The organism is Streptomyces sp. B93, from assembly GCF_018070565.1.
In the GTDB taxonomy this organism is placed as follows: Bacteria; Actinomycetota; Actinomycetes; order Streptomycetales; family Streptomycetaceae; genus Streptomyces.
In genome coordinates, this window is record NZ_JAGPXL010000013.1 from 135,109 (window position 1) to 151,192 (window position 16,084).

Genomic DNA, 16,084 nt, shown 5'->3' on the forward strand with positions numbered 1-16,084 from the left:
CATATAAGCAGAATATGAACGCGGCGTCCACATCTTGGGGTTCATTCCCCGGAGGTCCGCTACCGTGGCTCCGCATGACCGTCACCGGCACGGACATCACCGAGGACCTGATCCGGGACCTGCTGCGCGAGCAGCACCCCGATCTGGCGGACCGGCCGCTGAAGCTCGCAGCGCTCGGCTGGGACAACCAGGTGTGGCGGCTCGGCGACGACCTCGCCGTACGACTGCCCTGGGCGACCGAGTCCGCGGACGCGCTGCTGCGCAAGGAGCACGCCTGGCTGCCCCTCCTCGCCCCGCGCCTCCCGCTCCAGGTCCCCGTGCCGCAACGCCTCGGTGAGCCCTCCGCGCGGTTTCCGCGGCCCTGGCTCGTCACCACCTGGGTGCCGGGCGAGCCCGCCGACCGCGCCCCCGCCACGCGCGCCGCGGAGGCGGCCGTCACCCTTCGATCTACCGCAGTGCGACGGGCGAGGCGCTCGTCCGCCGCTGGTGCTGCGACCAGCTCGACGCGTGGGCCGTCGCGCACGAGCGGCGTACGGTGACCGCGCACGGTGCCCGGACCCATGTGGTCCTCGCCGGAGAGGGTGCGAGGACAGTCGTGTTCGTCCCGGGCACCAACTTCAACGCCGCAACGTCCCTGCCGCTGGCCACGGCCCTGGTCGCCGCCGGGTACCGGGTCCTGCTGGTGGACGTGCCGGGCCAGCCCGGCCTCAGCTCCGGCGAACGCGCGCCCTCCGGCGGCCGGTTGTCCTGGTACGGGGCGTGGCTGGGCGAGGTGGTCGAGGAGGTCTCGTCCGAGCCGGTGGCGGTGATGGGGCACTCCTTCGGCGCGGCCGTCGCACTGTCCGCCAACTCGCCCCTGATCAGCCGGCTCGTCCTCGTCTCGCCCGGCGGGGTGACCAGGCTGAGGCTGACCCCCACGGTGCTCGCCGCCTCGGCGGCCTGGTTCCTGCGACCCTCGCCCACGCACAGCGCCCGGCTCCTGCGCGCCATGCTCGCCCCCGACCATCAGCCTCGTACGTACGGCGTACGTACGGAGCTGGTGCACTGGTTGACTTCCTCCCCCGCCTAAAGGCGGGGGATTCCAGTGGTCGCCCGCTGGGGTTCCTGCTTCACCGACGACCGCCCCGTCCGGGAGGGCTCCCGTTGAGGTCTTACACCGTCTCCACAGGCAGACACCGCCAGCCCGGCGGCCAGAATGTTCTTCGCGGCGTTCACGTCGCGGTCATGCACCGTGCCGCAGTCACACGTCCACTCGCGGACGTTCAGCGGCATTCTCGCCGCGACCGTGCCGCAGGCCCCGCACAGCTTGCTGGACGGGAACCAGCGGTCGATCACGACGAGTTCGCGCCCGTACCAGGCGCACTTGTACTCCAGCATCATGCGCAGGTCTGTCCAGGCCGCGTCCGAGATGGCGCGCGCGAGCTTGCCGTTCTTCAGCAGGTTGCGGACGGTGAGGTCCTCGATCACGACCGTTTGGTTCTCACGGACGAGACGAGTCGACAGCTTGTGCAGGAAGTCACGGCGCCGGTCCGCGATCCGCGCGTGGACCCTGGCGACGCGACGGCGGGCCTTCTCCTGGTTCGCCGAACCCTTCGCTTTCCGCGACAGCTCCCGCTGCGCGCAGGCCAGGCGGGCACGGTCACGCCGCTCATGCCCCGGGTTGGTGATCTTCTCCCCGTGGACAGGGCCACCAGGGAGGTGATCCCGGCGTCCAGGCCAACCGTCGCTGTGGTGGCGGGAGCCGGGGTAATCGTGTCCTCGCACAGCAGGGACACGAACCAGCGTCCCGCCGCGTCGCGGGACACGGTCACCGTCGTGGGCTGCGCACCCTCCGGGAGCGGACGCGACCAGCGGATGTCCAACGGCACGGGCATCTTCGCCAGAGTCAACTGCCTGTCGCGCCACGTGAAGGCGCTGCGGGTGTACTCGGCCGACGCCCGCGACTTCTTCCGGCTCTTGTAGCGGGGGTACTTCGCACGCTTGACGAAGAAGCTGACGAGCGCCGTCTGGAGATGGCGCAGCGCCTGCTGGAGCGGGACGGAGGACACCTCCGTCAGGAAGGCCAACTCCTCGGTCTTCTTCCACTGCGTGAGCGCGGCGGAGGACTGCACGTAGGAGACGCGGCGCTGCTCGCCGTACCAGGCTCGTGTGCGCTCCTCCAGCGCCTTGTTGTAGACCAGGCGGACGCAGCCGAACGTGCGGGACAGCTCAGCCGCCTGCTCGTCCGTGGGGTAGAAGCGGTACTTGAACGCCCGCTTCACCTGCTGCGGCACGCCTCACACCGTATCGGATTCCGTGTGAGCGGCGGCTGTCGGCCAGTGTCCGGTGGACGCTGCATCGCCCTGACGGCGACTCGCCTCTCCCTGCCCTGCTCCGCAGGAACTTCGTTTCCTCCCCGGCCTGAAGGCCGGGGTATCCACGAAGGAGAGTCCCGATGACACTGGTCGCCCGGCACGCACGCTCCAGCGGGGCGCCCGGCGCCGCGGTCCTGCCCACGCGGCCGGTCCCCCGCCTGGTCGTCACCGGCGAGCACGACGTCTTCCTGCCGGCCGGGCGACTCGTCACAGCCGTACGCGGCAGGCTCGGCACCGGCGTGGACGTCGTTCCCGGCACCGGGCACCTCGTGGTCGAAGAACGCCCGGACTACCTGTCCGCCTTGCTGGAGCGCCCGTAGCAGCCTGCACCCGACACGGATGGGCGGCAGTCGGCTTCAGTTCTCAGGTGCACTCAGGTCGCTCCTCGGGGAACAGGGGGAACGATCACAGGGGGACGCGTAATGCCAGCCTTGCATTAGCCCGCGCATGCAACTATTGTCTTCGCATGTAAAGGGCGTACGCATATCCGCGTGCCGCTCGGACGACGGGGCCACCCGCCCCCTCCCCCACACCCCGCAAAGGCACTTTTCATGTCCCTCCAGCACATCCTCCCCGGCCGCCTCGGTTTCGGTACCGCTCCCCTCGGCAACATGTTCCGCGCGATCCCCGAGGAGGAGGCCCGCGCCACCGTCGAGGCCGCCTGGGACCACGGCATCCGCTTCTACGACACCGCCCCCTTCTACGGCGCCGGTCTCGCCGAGGAGCGGCTCGGGGAGGTCCTGTCGGCCAAGCCGCGCGACTCCTATGTCCTGTCCACCAAGGTCGGCCGGGTCATCCTCGACGAGCACGAGACGGACGTGCCCGACTTCGGCGAGAAGGGCGGCCTGTTCGAGCACGGCAACCCGAACAAGATCCTCCACGAGTGGACCGCCGACGCGACCGAGCGTTCCATCGAGGGCAGCCTCAAGCGCCTGGGCACCGACCGCCTGGACGTCGTCTGGGTCCACGACATCGCCCAGGACTTTCACGGCGATGTGTGGCTGAGCAAGTTCGAAGAGGCCCGCACCGGGGCCTTCCGCGTACTGTCCCGGCTGCGTGACGAGGGCGTCATCAAGGCGTGGGGCCTGGGCGTCAACAGGACCGAGCCGATCGAGCTGACCCTCGCCCTCGACGAGCCGCAGCCCGACGGCTTCCTGCTCGCCGGCCGCTACACCCTCCTCGACCACGGCCACGCCCTTCAGCGTCTGCTCCCCACAGCCCAGAGGCGGCACGTGGACATGATCGTCGGCGGACCGTACAGCTCCGGCATCCTCGCCGGCGGCACCCACTTCGAGTACCAGCAGGCACCGGCCGAGATCATCGAGAAGGTCGCCGGACTGAAGGCCCTGGCCCAGAAGCACGGCATCTCCATCAAGGCCGCCGCCCTGCAGTTCTCCCTCGCCCACCCGGCCGCCGCCGCCGTCATCCCAGGCGCCACCCGCCCCAGCCGCATCGCCGAGGACGTCGCCGCCCTGAACGAGACCGTCCCGGCCGCGTTCTGGACCGACCTGCGCGCCGCCGGCCTGGTCAGCCCGGCCGCCCCTCTCCCCCACAGCATCTGATCCCCCCCACAGCAGCAGGAAGAAACGATCATGGCTTCCACGTCCGTCTCCCGTATCGTCCCCGCCTCGCCCGACCAGGTGTGGAGCCTCATCGGCGGCTTCGACGCCCTCCCGGACTGGCTCCCCTACATCCCCGAGAGCACCGCGCTCGAAGGCGGCCGCGTGCGCCGGCTGAAGAACCCCGAGGGCGAGGTCATCACCGAGCGCCTGGTGGACTTCAACGAGGCCGAGCGTCGCTACAGCTACGCCATCCTCGAGGCGCCGTTCCCGGTCAACGGCTACGTCTCCACCCTCCGGGTCCACCCGGTCCCCGGCCGCGACGACGTCGCCGAAGTCCAGTGGTCCGGACGCTTCAACCCCGACGGCGCCACCGAGACCGAGGTCGTCGACCTCTTCACCGGCATCTACGCCGACGGGCTCGAGGCCCTGGACAAGACCCTCACGGCCTGACACAGGGGCCATCCACAGGTGCCCCCGGCGCCCGGCTGCACAACCCGCTTACTACCGGCAGGAACTGCGTGGGAACACATGCGCGGCCTCGGCGAGCGCCTCCGGCCGTGATACGGCCCGGCCCGCCCATGAACTCGGCGCGGACAGCACCCGCCTCCCGGAGGGCTCACCCCCCCCTCCTGTCGTCTAGAGATGGCAGGCCAGCCCAGGGCCGGCTATCTGGTTGCGTAGAGCGCCTCCAGGTCGATCAGGAGCAGGTCGTCGCGGCTGGCCGCGGACTCGGTCAGGTCCGGGTAGAAGCCGTGCAGGGAGAACAGGGCCAGGGTGGTGCCCGTGGTGTCGTAGCCCTGTGCGGTGAGCAGGGCGCGGATGTGTTCCAGGCGGCGCAGGTCGCCGGTGCCGCGGCGGGCCGCGGTGGCCTTGGCCTCGCCGAGGAGGGCGATCCGGGCGCGGGGGGCCTGCGGGCGTTCGCCCAGGGCCAGGGCGATGACGTCGACCTCGTGCTTGGTGCGGGCCGCGGGGTCCGCCACCTCGGTGGTGCCGACCGGGCCGGGCGGTCCGCCCGGGAGCAGGGTGTGGGCGTACCGGCGGGTGAAAGTGCGGATGACGGGGTCGGCCAGGGTGATGACGGGGTGGCGGGGGCGCAGGATGTCCTGCTCGCGTTGGATGTAGCCGGTGGACTGAAGGACGTCGAGCGGGTGGGTGACGGCGTTGCGCTGCCGTTCCAGTGCCGCGCCGATCCTGGTGGGGGTGGTGGCGCCCTGGGCGATCGCGGTGAGGATGTCGTAGTAGAGGGTGTGCTGGGTGATCCGCGGGTCCTCGCGCAGCAGGTACTCCGTCTCCGTGCGCGAGTACACCGCCCTGCCCGGGTCCAGGAGGGTGCGCGTCAGCCAGGAGTCGAAGCCGTCGTTGGGGTGCGGGCGGGCGGCCACCGGCCGGTAACCGGGAGCGCCGCCGAGGACGGCGTCCACCCGCAGGGCGGTCAGCGGGTCGTCGATCTGCCAGAACGCACGGCTGGCCCGGTAGTCGAAGGCCTTCAGCCTCAGGTCGATCACCGCGCGGCCGCGCAGCGGTTTGGTCCCCGACAGCAGTTCGTGCATGACGCTCGTCGCGGACCCGCACAGGATCACCCGCGCTCCGGGTCCGGCCCCGGTGCCCCGCTGGCGCTCGTCGTAGAGCTGCTGGAGCAGGCCGGGGATCTCGGGAGAGTGCTGGAGGAGATACGGCAGCTCGTCGATCACCAGCAGCGGAGTCCGTGAACGGGCGGTGACCTCCAGGGCATTGGAGAGGACCTCACGCCAGTCGGCCAGCCGCAGGGTGCCGGGCCGCAGTCCCGCGTGGACGGCGAGGGCGTCGCTGAACCGCTGGAGCGCGGGCAGCCGCCCTTCCTCCCGCACCGCGGTGACGTACAACCCCCCGACCCGCTCCGAGAGCGCTTGGAGCAGATACGGCTTCCCGTGCCGCCTGCGTCCGGACACGATCCCCAGACGCATCGCCGGGTCCGGATCGGTGACGAACTCGGTGAGCAGTTTGCCGCCGTTACGGTCCATATCAGAGGTTTCTGTCATGAATCGGGGCGCTGTGCCGTTCAGCTCACGGGGGAAGCACGCGAACCACAGGAGCACCACATGAAGCACCGCATCGTCGTCCTGGGCGCCGGGTACGCCGGGACCTATGTGGCCGGGACCCTGGCCCGTCGGCTGTCTCCGGCCGATGTCGAGATCACCGTGGTCAACGCCGAGCCGGACTTCGTCCAGCGGCTGCGGCTGCACCAGCTCGCGGCCGGGCAGGAGATCGAGGCGCGCAAGCTCGCCGATGTCTTCGCCGGGACGCAGGTCCGGGTGCGGCTGGCCCGGGCCACCGCCGTCGATCCCGAACGCCGGGTCGTCGCCGTGACCGACACCGACGGTGGTGGCGGCGGCGGCGAGATCGGTTACGACACGCTGTGTTACGCGCTGGGCAGCCATGTCGCCGACCACGGCGTGCCCGGCGTGGCCGAGCACGCCTTCGACGTCACCAGCCTGCCCTCGGCGCTGCGGCTGCGGGAGCGCCTGGACCGCCTGGAGGGTGCGGGCGGGGGCGGGAGGGGGGTGGTCGTCGGGGACGGGCTGACCGGGATCGAGACCGCCACCGAGATCGCCGAGTCCCGGCCCGCTCTGGCGGTGGCGCTGGTCGCCCGCGGTGAGCTGGGTGCCGCCCTCTCCCTGGGGGCGCGGGGCCACCTGCGCCGGGCGTGTGAGCGGCTGGGCATCACCGTCGTCGAGCACACCTGCGTCGAAGCCGTCGAAGCGAGGCGGGTGCGGTGTGCCGGGGGCGCCGTGCTGGAGGCGGAGGCGACCGTGTGGGCGGCCGGGTTCACGGTGAGCCCCATCGCCGCCGACAGCGGGCTGAAGGTCACCGACAGCGGTCAGATCGTCGTCGACCGCACCATGCGCTCGCTCTCCCACCCCAGCATCTACGCCGCCGGTGACAGCGCCCACGCCATCGGCGACAACGGACGGCCGCTGCCGATGTCGTGCGCCTCGGCCGGATACACCGGACGGCAGGTGGTCGACGCGGTCGTGGCCCGCCTGACCGGCCGCAGGGTCACCCACACCAGGCTGTCCTACCTGGGCAACCACATCAGCCTCGGGCGGCGCGACGGCATCATCCAGCTGGTCGACGGCCAGGCGCGGGCGAAACCGTCGTACGTGGGCGGGCGCAAGGCCGCACGGGTGAAGTCGGGCATCCTCAAGGGCTCGCTGTGGGCCGCCTCGCATCCGACCTTCGGCCTGCCCGTGCGCAGGCGCCGGCTGGCCGCCACGCCGCCGGTCGCGGCCACCGAGAAGGCGGTCGTGTAGCCGCCTAGGGTGGTTTTCCGTGGACAGCACCGCCACCGACCGTTTCGACGCCAGCCGGTTCGAGGCCAGCCGCGACCGGCTGGCCTCGCTGGCGTACCGGCTGCTGGGCTCCGCCGCCGACGCCGAGGACGCCGTGCAGGACGCCTTCCTGCACTGGCAGGCCGCCGACCGGCGGCGCATCCGGGTGCCGGAGGCGTGGCTGACCAAGGTCGTCACCAACCTGTGCCTGGACCGGCTGCGCTCGGCGCGCGCCCGCCGCGAGCGCACCGTCGGCGCCTGGCTGCCCGAGCCGCTCCTCGACGGCGACCCGATGCTGGGCCCGGCCGACACCTTCGAGCAGCGCGAGTCGGTCTCGCTGGCCGTGCTGACGCTCATGGAGCGCCTGACGCCCCTGGAGCGGGCCGTCTACCTGCTGCGGGAGGCGTTCTCCCACAGCCACGCCGAGATCGCCGAGATCCTCGACATCACCGAGGCCGCGAGCCAGCAGCACCTGCACCGGGCCCGGCGCCGTATCAGCGCCGAGCGCCGCCGCGGCGAGGAGGTGGACCCGGCATCCGCCCGCAGGATCGTCGAGGAGTTCCTGGCCGCCGCCTCCTCGGGCCGTACCGACCAGCTGGTGGCGCTGCTCACCGACGACGCGGCCGCCCTGTCCGACGGCGCCGGGCTGGCCGAGACGCTGCTGCGGTACGACACCCCGCGGCGCGTCGCCGCCGTCGTACGGGCCGGTTTCAAACCCACCCCCGCCAAGCGGCGCTTCGCCGGGGGCGCGCCCGCCATCCACTACGCGCGCGTCAACGGCGCCCCCGCCTTCCTCTTCGTCCTCGACGGGCAGGTCATCGGCGCCGTCACCTTCGACATGGCGGGCGAGCGGATCGCGATGGTGCGCGGCATCGCCGCCCCCGCCCGCCTCGTACGCCTGGCCGAGGCCTGGCGGCGCCACGGACCGGACACGCCGCTCATCGACCGGTGGTGATCCGGTACGGGGCCGTATCCGGCGCTTGACGGCCGCTCGCAGTGACGTCGCGGGTGTCTCGAACGCCGCTGGAACGGGTGCGGCGGGCAGCAGTGCCGCGGGGTGTGGGCGGGGGGTCGGCCGGGGTCCGGGGCGGGGGCTTTCACCTGGTGTTTCGTGCCGGGAGTCCGGCGGCGGCGGGACGGCTTCGGGGCCTGTCGGGGGCGGGGGCGCGGGGTGGGGGCGCGGGGGAAGGCATTGTCGCCGGTGGCCGTCCACGCTCCATGATGCTGTGACGACACAGCGGGGGTCAGTCGGGGGTCGAGCCCGGGGACACGTACGGCCGGGTCCTCAAGGGCGGGCGCCGCCCGCCCGCCGGTCGCCTCCCGGCGGGCGGCACACGGGCATGCCCCGGGGCGTCACGCCACCGCACCGACGAGGAGGACGAATGCCCGTTGCCGAAACGGAAGACGTGTACGCGGCCATCGAGGAGACCGCCGCCCTGCTGAACGTGGAGTGCGCGCCGGAGAAGGTCCGGCCGGTCCTGGAGGCGTTCGAGCCGTTCGAAGGCGGGGTCATCTTCAGTGCGACGGCCGGTGAACGCGGCGGCGACCTCGACCTGACCATCCAGGTGCCCCAGGCGATCCCCGACCCCTACGCCCACGCCCTGGAGCACGGCCTGCTGCCGCGCACCGGTCATCCCGTCGGCTCGCTGCTGTCGGACCTCGACGGCCGGGGCATCGTCGAGGAGTACCTGATCGACTTCGGGGTCGTCGGCGGCCTCAACAAGGTCTACGTGCACTTCCCCCGCACCATGCAGGGCGTCTCCGCGCTCTCCTTGGTCCCGTCGATGCCGCCCGCGCTGGCCGCCAACGCCGGCTTCTTCGCCCGGCACGACCTCGACGGCGTCGCGATGATCGCGATCGACTACCGGCACGAGACGGTCAACCTGTACTTCCCCACCCCGGGCGGGATCGAGCCGAAGACCGTCCTGTCGATGCTTCAGGACATGGGGCTGCCGGAGCCGGAGGAGGAGCTGCTGGAATCCGTCCGCAAGTCGTTCCGGGTCTACTTCACGCTGGGCTGGGACACCTCGCGGATCGAGCGGATCAGCTTCGCCCGCCCGCTGGACATGCCGCTGATCAAGGCCCGGGTGGAGCCGGAGTTCGTGCGTTTCCTGACGGGCAGCCCGTACACGTACGACGGTGAGCGGTTCAGCATCTCGATCGTGAAGTGGGCCCCCGACGGCCAGTGGTTCAACGCCGGCTCCTACTACCAGTTCGGGCCGCTCCAGCGCGAGGTGTTCAAGAAGCTCCGCGGCGGGTCGTGACCGGCGTCCACCGGCCGCTCCCCCGCTCCCCTTCTCCCTCTCCTTGATACTTCTACTTCTAGGAATTCAGCGATCCCATGACTGAGCCACGTGCTGAGGCAAGTGTCCGTGTCGTCGACGACTTCTACCGTGCCCTCCAGGCCAAGGACCTCGACGCGTTCGCGCGGCTGTGGGCGGCGGACGCCGTCTACCGGGTGCCGGTGACCCCGGACGGTGTACCCGGTCAGTTCGCCGGGCGTGAGGCGATCGTGGCCGGACTCGGCGGGTTCTTCTCGCTGTTCGGCGAGGTGCGCTTCACCTGGGACGCGGAGGCGATGGCCGACCCGCGGCGGGTGCTGGCGACCTGGGAGATGGAGATAGAGCTGCTGGCCGGGGGCACCTACCGCAACCGGGGCGCCTCCATATTCCAGCTGGAACAGGGCCGGATCGCACGGTTCACCGAACATGTCGACACCGCCGCGTTCCTGGCGCTGTTCTCCGCCCGCGCCGCCACCGCCCACCGCTTCTTCGGCCTGCTGGGCGAGGGCGACCTGGACGCGTGGGGCGAACTGTGGCATCCGCAGGCCACGTTGAGCGCGCCCTACGGCCCGCCGGGAACCGTCTCACCCCTCGAGGGCAGGGACGAGATCGTCACGGCGTACCGCAAACTCCTCGCGGGATACGAGGCGTTCGGCATCGAGGTGACGGGGGTGCACGCGGCCGTGAACTCCGACGCGGTGTGCGTGCAGTACCGCCCGCACACCCGCGGCGCCGGGCAGGCGGGCAGCGGTGAGCGGGCCGCGGTGCTGCGGTTCGAGGACGGGCTGGTCAGCTCCTGGCACGACTACGCCGCCGGTGCGGCGGGGTCGGCCGGTGGTGTGGGATGACCACGGTGGACAAGGACTTAACCGCTGGTAGCACCGGTGCCGATCCGCGGCGCTGGCTGGCGCTGGCCGTGCTGGCGGCCATGCAGTTCATGCTCATCATGGACATCACCGTGGTGAACGTCGCCCTGCCCGACATCCAGACCAGCCTGGACTTCTCCCCCGGCGGTCTGGCCTGGGTGGTCAACGCCTATGTGCTGGTGGCCGGTGGCTTCCTGCTGCTGGGCGGGCGGCTGGCGGACCTGTTCGGCCGCCGCCGGATCTTCATGGCCGGGGTGCTGGTCTTCGGGCTGGCGTCGGCCGCGTGCGGTGCCGCGACCGTCTCCGGGATGCTGGTCGCCAGCCGTTTCGTGCAGGGGCTGGGCGAGGCGCTGGCCGGACCGGCGGCGCTCGGGCTGATCCCGGTGCTGTTCCCCGACCGCAAGGAGCGCATGAAGGCCCTGGGCATCTGGGGCGGCCTGTCGGCGGTGGCGGGGGCGATCGGCGCGGTCGTCAGCGGCATGGTGACCGACCTGGTGAACTGGCGGTGGATCTTCTTCATCAACATCCCCATCGCGGTCCTGGCGCTGGTGATGGTGCCGCGGGTGATGCCGGAGAGCCGGATGGCCCGCGACAGCCGCCGCCTGGACACCGTCGGCGCCGTCACCGCCACCGGCGGTCTGGTCGCGGTGGTCTACGGCCTGCTCCAGGCCGCCGAGCACTCCTGGGGCTCCGGGCGGGTGCTCGGGCCGCTGCTGGGCGGCATCGCCCTGCTGGGGCTGATGGTGGCGTGGGAGGCCCGCACCCCCGACCCGATGATCCCGCTGCGGTTCTTCACCAACCGCACCCGGGTGGCGACCAACGCGGTGAGCGTGGCCATCTTCGCGGCCTTCTTCACGTACATGTTCCTGTTCACCCTCTACGTGCAGCAGGTGCACGACTACTCGCCGATGAAAACCGGGCTGGCCTACATCCCGCTGACCCTCACCGCGCTCATCGGCGCCGGCGCCTCCACCGTGCTGATGCCGCGGATCGGGGTGAAGGCGGTCATGACCGTCGCCTTCTTCGGCGCGGCGGCGGCCCTGTTCATCGCCGCCGCGGGCTTCGCGCCCGACGCGTCCTTCACCAGCGGGTTCCTGCCCGGCCTGGCCCTGTTCGGCTTCTTCAACGGCCTGGCCTACCCGGCCCTGGTCAACGGGGCGCTGCACGAGGTCACCGGCCAGGACTCCGGGCTGGCCTCCGGTGTGCAGACGGCGATGCAGCAGACCGGCGCGGCCCTGGGCCTCGCCACGCTGGTGCCGTTCGCCTTCCGCTACGTCGACGAGCATGTCGCCGACGGCACGCTGCCGCGGGTGGCGCAGAGCGACGGGTACGCGCTGGCGTTCCGGATCGGGGCGGTGGTGCTCGCGGTCGCGGCGGTGGCCGTCGTACTGGTGCTGGAGAAGGTGGACGGCCAGATGCGCGACCCGATCGCCGAGGCCGCGGAGGCGGCCAGCGGCGCGACGGTGGGTGAGCGCTAGGGCGGTAGGTGGGCGGTGCGGCCTGCGGGTCCTGCCGGTATGGCGTGCGTGTCCTGCCGCTGCGGCGCGTGTGTCCTGCCGGTGGGGCGCGTGCGTGTCCTTACCGTCTCGATGCGGCCGGAGCCGCGCCCACGCGGATGTGGAAGCACTCGCGTGGGGCACCGGCCGCCGCGGGCCGGAAGCAGGAGCGGACGACGCTTCCGGGGCCGGCCGTGGTCATCTGGGTGTAGACGTAGGTCTGCGCGTCGACCTCGTCGACGGTGCGTGCCTCGCGGGCCGGGCCGCCGACCGTGATGTGGGTCCGGTCACCGATCCGGGTCCCCCACATACGGGCCCAGCTCGCGCCGCAGCCCGCGCTGTAGCGCAGTTCGACGTGGGCGCCGGTGGTGGTGCGGTACGTGGTGAGGGTGTCGGCGTCGACGGCGCAGACCATGCGCATCGGGTCCCGGCCCTCGCAGGCGGCCCCGTGGCAGCGGGGCGCGAGGACGTACCCGGAGGAGGCCGGGCGCGGCTGGTCCGCGGCGGCGGTCCGCTCCAGAGCCGGCAGTGTCAGCGCCACTCCCCCGGCGATCACGGCGTACACCGAGGCCAGTGCCACCAGGAGGGCACGCCCGCGCAAGCGGGAGCGTTCGGCGCCGGTTCGCGGCCTCGGCGGTGGCTGCCCGGGCTCCGGGCCGGGGGGCGGGGCGGGGCGGGGGTCCGCCGCGCGGCCGCTCCACTGCGACTCGGCGATGTCCCACAGCGCGAGCAGCCGTCCTTCCGGCTCGCGGGCGATGCGGCACAGGGCCTGGACCGCCTGGCGCGGGGGCATGGCCTTGCCGTTGAGGTAGCGCTCCCAGGACGACTTGCTGTAGGCCGTGCGCCCGGCCAGCGCGGCCAGGCTCAGTCCGGTACGGTCCTTCAGCTCCCGCAGGGCCGCGGTCAGCCGGGGGTGGGCGGCGCTCACTGGGGGGCCGCCTGCCGCAGCGCCCGCCAGGTGAGCGGGCCGATGACGCCGTCCGCGGTGAGGTCGTACCGCAGCTGGAAGCGTTTGACGGCGCGTTGGGTCAACGGGCCGAAGATGCCGTCGACGTCGCCTGGTGAGACGTCCGCCCGGCGCAGCAGGCACTGCGCCTCGATCACCGTCGGCCCGATGTCGCCGTACGCCACGATGGCGTCCTGCGTGCGGCTGTGGCCCGCGTACCAGCGGCCGTCGCTCCGCTCGGGCCGGCAGGTGTAGAGGGCCGGGAGCACGGAGGCGGGGTCGGGTGAGGTGCCGACCACCATGTCGACGGAGTCGCCTTCGGCCGCGGACCGCGCCTTGGCCAGTTGTACGGCCAGGACGAGCGCCACCGAGACGGACACCACCAGGGCCAGCGTCTGGGCCACGACGGCGATCCGCAGCCAGCGCCCGTACGGCTTGGGCGGCGTGGGCTGGTCTCCGGGAGGCGGTGGTGCGGCCCGGGGGGTGGCGGGGGTGCGGCCCCGCGCCCACTGTGCGGCGGCGATCTCGTGGAGGACGAGCAGCCGGGCCGGGTCCTGGCCGCCGAGGCGGGCCAGGGCCTGGACGGCCTCCCGGGGCGGCAGCGACCTGCCGTTGAGGTAGCGCACCCATGACCGGGCGCTGTAGCCGGTCTTGGTGGCCAGTTGCCGCGTGCTGAGTTCGCCGCGGTCCTTGAGCTTGCGCAGTTCCACGATCAACTGGGTGACCTGTGGGTGCAGTCCGCCAGGCAGCTCTTTCCAACGCGACAAGCTCTACCCCATCCCCCGTTCGGGGTCGCCGCACCCCTGGCCCTGTGGCCGGATGCCCCCGTGTGCCGGGCCCATTCTGCATCACGGCGATTCACAGGTCCCCGGTTCCCCCGCCCTGCCACGGAAGCGAGCGGCGCCCGCCGTGCCCGTCCCGCCGAAGTGACTCGGCTGGCCGCGTTGGGGCAGGTCAGCGGGTGGGGCGTCCCGGGACGATGCCACTTTCGTCTCCGCTGTGGCCGGGCGTCGGGCCGCACGCGCAGTCTCGGTGCGGGGCTGGCCTGTGCGGCGCGGGCCCACAGCGCCGGAGGGTTCAGGCCACCGGCACGTCAGCACGCTAAGAGAGGAAGCCCTCCTTTTGGTCACCATCCGGCCCAGACGCGACTGGCTCGAGAAGGCGCAGAGCTTCGAGGTCCTGTCGTCCATGGCCTACAACTACTCCGTTGACCACGGCGTCAGTTACGCCGCCGCGGTGGAGGCGGTCATCGCCCGGCTGAGCGTCCCCCGGAACCTGACCGGGGGCGAGTGGACGCCCTGGAAGGGCGGGGTCTTCATCCACTACGTCGGCGCCGGGCGGATCAATTCGGCCAGCTGTGCGGACTGCCAGTACGAGATCGCCGAGATCTGGACGGACCACTACCTCGGGCAGTTCGGCGACCTGGCCTACAACTTCGTGGTCTGCCAGCACGGCAACATCTACCAGGGGCAGGGCTTTGTGCGGGGCGAGGCCAACGGCGGCTACGCCGCGGGCCAGGACCCGGCCGACCCGACGCTGAAGGCGCAGCACATCAGGGTGCCCACCTACGGGCAGGTCGGCCGTAACGCCGCGTTCTACTCGATCCTCGGCCTGGTCCGCGGCAGCGACGCCCCCAGTGCGGCGCTGCGCGGCTCGGTCAAGGAACTCGTACGCTTCCTGCGTACTCACGACAACCCCAACCTGCGGGCGGGCAACCTCCTGTACCCGCACCAGCACGGGGATGCCACCGAGTGTCCGGGGCCGCTGCTGCCGTACACCAGGGACGGTTCGCTGGATCCCGGTTTCGTGGTGCAGCCGCCGATCGCGGACGTGTCGATCATCCCGCGCAGCGGGTGGGGGGCGCGTCCGCCGGACTGGGACGTGGCGGTGCCGCGCTCGGAGCGGGTCGGGTTCACGGTCCACTACTCCGCCGGGCCGACCACCCAGACGGTGCGGCAGATCCAGAACTTCCACATGGACGGCCGGGGCTGGCCCGACATCGGCTACAACTTCCTGGTCGACAAGTACGGGCGGATCTACGAGGGCGTCGGCTGGGACCACCGCGGCTCGCACGCGACCGGCTACAACACCACGCACATCGGCTGCTGTTTCATCGGCAGCGACGGGGATGCGACCGAGGCGGCGAAGGCGTCCATCCGGGCCCTGTACTACCACGCGGCGAGCGTGTACGGCCGGACCCTGAACGCCACCTACCACAGCGGCCTGCCCGGCGCGTCGACCGCCTGTCCGGGCAACGACCTGCGCAACTGGGTGCTGGGCGGCATGGGGGCCACGGACATCGGCATCATCGTCGTCACCCCGGCGCCGAGCACGTCGACGGGGCGTAGCGACATCCGTTCGGTGCTGTCCCAGCAGTGGGCCGTGAACCTGCTCGGCTACGCGCCGAGGCTGGTCGAGGACGGGGTGTTCGGTCCGCTCACCCTGGCCGGGGTGAAGTGGCTCCAGGGCGTCGTCGGGGTCGGCCAGGACGGTCTGTGGGGTCCCAACACCGAGGCCGCGTACAAGACCTATGTCGGCGGTGGCGGCAGTGGCGGCCGGACCGACATCCGCTCGGCCCGCTCGCAGCAGAGTGCCGTCAACGGGCAGGGCTACACCCCGGCGCTCGTGGTCGACGGGGTCTTCGGCCCGGCCACCCTGGCCGGGGTGCAGTGGCTCCAGGCCCGGCTGGGCGTGGACGCGGACGGGAAGTGGGGGCCCCTGACGGAGGACGCCTACATCAAGAAGGCCGGCGGCGGCTGGTCCAACGGGGCCAACACCACGATCCGTTCCGTGGCCCAGCAGCAGACGGCCGTGAACGCGCTGGGCCACACCCCGGCGCTCGTGGTCGACGGCGTCTTCGGCCAGTACACCTACAACGGTGTGTGCTGGCTTCAGGACAAGGTCGGCACCCTGGCCGACGGGCTGTGGGGCCCGGCCACCGAGTCGGCGTACGGCGCCTATCTCGGCGGCGAACGCCTGGTGGTGGACGGTGTCTTCGGCTTCGCCACCACCTGCGCCCTCCAGCGTGCCGTCGGGGTGGAGCCGGACGGTGTGTGGGGGGTGGCGTCCAAGCGGGCCACCCAGCGGCATCTCAACCTGTGGGCGGACGCGGGGCTGGTGGTGGACGGCGTCTTCGGCACCGCCAGCGTCCAGGCCATGCAGCGCCACCTGAACACGATGATCCGCGCCGGACTGAGTGCCGACGGGGTGTGGGGCGCGGGTACCACGCGGGCTGTGCAGACCGCGCTCAACCAGGGGAAGTTCTGAGAT

Annotated in this window: 13 protein-coding genes and 2 pseudogenes; 11 read left to right on the top strand and 4 right to left on the bottom strand. The window is 71.9% G+C overall.

All coding sequences use genetic code 11. The annotated features are described in order from the left end of the window. Nucleotides 1-74 precede the first annotated feature (74 nt). A pseudogene (locus KBY47_RS15635) lies at nucleotides 75-443 on the top strand (phosphotransferase); the annotation flags it as partial. Nucleotides 444-595: 152 nt separating this feature from the next. Next, on the top strand, nucleotides 596-1,069 hold the full coding sequence (locus KBY47_RS37060; RefSeq protein ID WP_308405171.1) for an alpha/beta fold hydrolase: 474 nt from the start codon (nucleotides 596-598) through the stop codon (nucleotides 1,067-1,069). Here KBY47_RS37060 and KBY47_RS15645 read toward each other — a convergent pair. Then, nucleotides 1,066-2,273, bottom strand: a pseudogene (locus KBY47_RS15645) (RNA-guided endonuclease InsQ/TnpB family protein). The gene KBY47_RS37060 and the pseudogene KBY47_RS15645 overlap by 4 nt on opposite strands. Nucleotides 2,274-2,434: 161 nt before the next feature. On the opposite strand from KBY47_RS15645, the gene KBY47_RS15650 reads away from it, so the two are divergent. The 3 genes from KBY47_RS15650 (at nucleotide 2,435) to KBY47_RS15660 (ending at nucleotide 4,366) form a co-directional block, all read left to right on the top strand. Beyond that, the gene (locus KBY47_RS15650) at nucleotides 2,435-2,674 is read left to right on the top strand and encodes an alpha/beta fold hydrolase (RefSeq protein WP_210921701.1); all 240 of its coding nucleotides are present in this window, start codon (nucleotides 2,435-2,437) and stop codon (nucleotides 2,672-2,674) included. 231 nt (nucleotides 2,675-2,905) lie between these two features. After that, entirely contained in the window at nucleotides 2,906-3,916 is a 1,011-nt protein-coding gene (locus KBY47_RS15655) for an aldo/keto reductase (RefSeq protein ID WP_210921702.1), read from the top strand. Between the two features lie 30 nt (nucleotides 3,917-3,946). Continuing rightward, nucleotides 3,947-4,366 (top strand): SRPBCC family protein, encoded by a 420-nt coding sequence (locus KBY47_RS15660; RefSeq protein WP_210921703.1) that lies wholly within the window; start codon nucleotides 3,947-3,949, stop codon nucleotides 4,364-4,366. A gap of 215 nt (nucleotides 4,367-4,581) precedes the next feature. On the opposite strand, the gene KBY47_RS15665 is transcribed toward KBY47_RS15660, so the two are convergent. Continuing rightward, nucleotides 4,582-5,916, bottom strand: a complete 1,335-nt coding sequence (locus KBY47_RS15665) for an ATP-binding protein (RefSeq protein WP_210921704.1) — start codon at nucleotides 5,914-5,916, stop codon at nucleotides 4,582-4,584. A gap of 78 nt (nucleotides 5,917-5,994) precedes the next feature. Between KBY47_RS15665 and KBY47_RS15670 the strand changes: the two genes are divergently transcribed. The 5 genes from KBY47_RS15670 to KBY47_RS15690 all read left to right on the top strand — a co-directional run bounded on the left by KBY47_RS15670 (nucleotide 5,995) and on the right by KBY47_RS15690 (nucleotide 11,850). Continuing rightward, nucleotides 5,995-7,206 (top strand): NAD(P)/FAD-dependent oxidoreductase, encoded by a 1,212-nt coding sequence (locus KBY47_RS15670; protein WP_210921705.1) that lies wholly within the window; start codon nucleotides 5,995-5,997, stop codon nucleotides 7,204-7,206. Between the two features lie 19 nt (nucleotides 7,207-7,225). Then, nucleotides 7,226-8,179, top strand: coding sequence for a sigma-70 family RNA polymerase sigma factor (locus tag KBY47_RS15675; protein ID WP_210921706.1), 954 nt, complete (start codon nucleotides 7,226-7,228; stop codon nucleotides 8,177-8,179). Nucleotides 8,180-8,606: 427 nt separating this feature from the next. After that, nucleotides 8,607-9,488 (top strand): aromatic prenyltransferase, encoded by an 882-nt coding sequence (locus tag KBY47_RS15680; protein WP_210921707.1) that lies wholly within the window; start codon nucleotides 8,607-8,609, stop codon nucleotides 9,486-9,488. A 77-nt stretch (nucleotides 9,489-9,565) separates the two neighbouring features. After that, nucleotides 9,566-10,354 carry a nuclear transport factor 2 family protein gene (locus KBY47_RS15685; protein ID WP_210921708.1) on the top strand — a complete coding sequence of 263 codons (789 nt, stop codon included), beginning with the start codon at nucleotides 9,566-9,568 and terminating at the stop codon, nucleotides 10,352-10,354. Next, a complete protein-coding gene (locus tag KBY47_RS15690; protein ID WP_210921709.1) occupies nucleotides 10,351-11,850 on the top strand; it encodes an MFS transporter in 1,500 nt (499 codons plus the stop codon). Before KBY47_RS15685 ends, KBY47_RS15690 begins: the two co-directional genes overlap by 4 nt. A gap of 100 nt (nucleotides 11,851-11,950) precedes the next feature. Here the strand turns inward: KBY47_RS15690 and KBY47_RS15695 are convergent, their stop codons facing one another. Together KBY47_RS15695 and KBY47_RS15700 are read right to left on the bottom strand one after the other, a co-directional pair. Beyond that, nucleotides 11,951-12,796 (bottom strand): XRE family transcriptional regulator, encoded by an 846-nt coding sequence (locus tag KBY47_RS15695; RefSeq protein ID WP_210921710.1) that lies wholly within the window; start codon nucleotides 12,794-12,796, stop codon nucleotides 11,951-11,953. Continuing rightward, a complete protein-coding gene (locus tag KBY47_RS15700) occupies nucleotides 12,793-13,581 on the bottom strand; it encodes a peptidoglycan-binding protein (protein WP_210921711.1) in 789 nt (262 codons plus the stop codon). The genes KBY47_RS15695 and KBY47_RS15700 overlap by 4 nt, the downstream gene beginning before the upstream one ends. 355 nt (nucleotides 13,582-13,936) lie before the next feature. On the opposite strand from KBY47_RS15700, the gene KBY47_RS15705 reads away from it, so the two are divergent. Continuing rightward, nucleotides 13,937-16,081 (top strand): peptidoglycan-binding protein, encoded by a 2,145-nt coding sequence (locus tag KBY47_RS15705; RefSeq protein ID WP_210921712.1) that lies wholly within the window; start codon nucleotides 13,937-13,939, stop codon nucleotides 16,079-16,081. Nucleotides 16,082-16,084 lie beyond the last annotated feature (3 nt).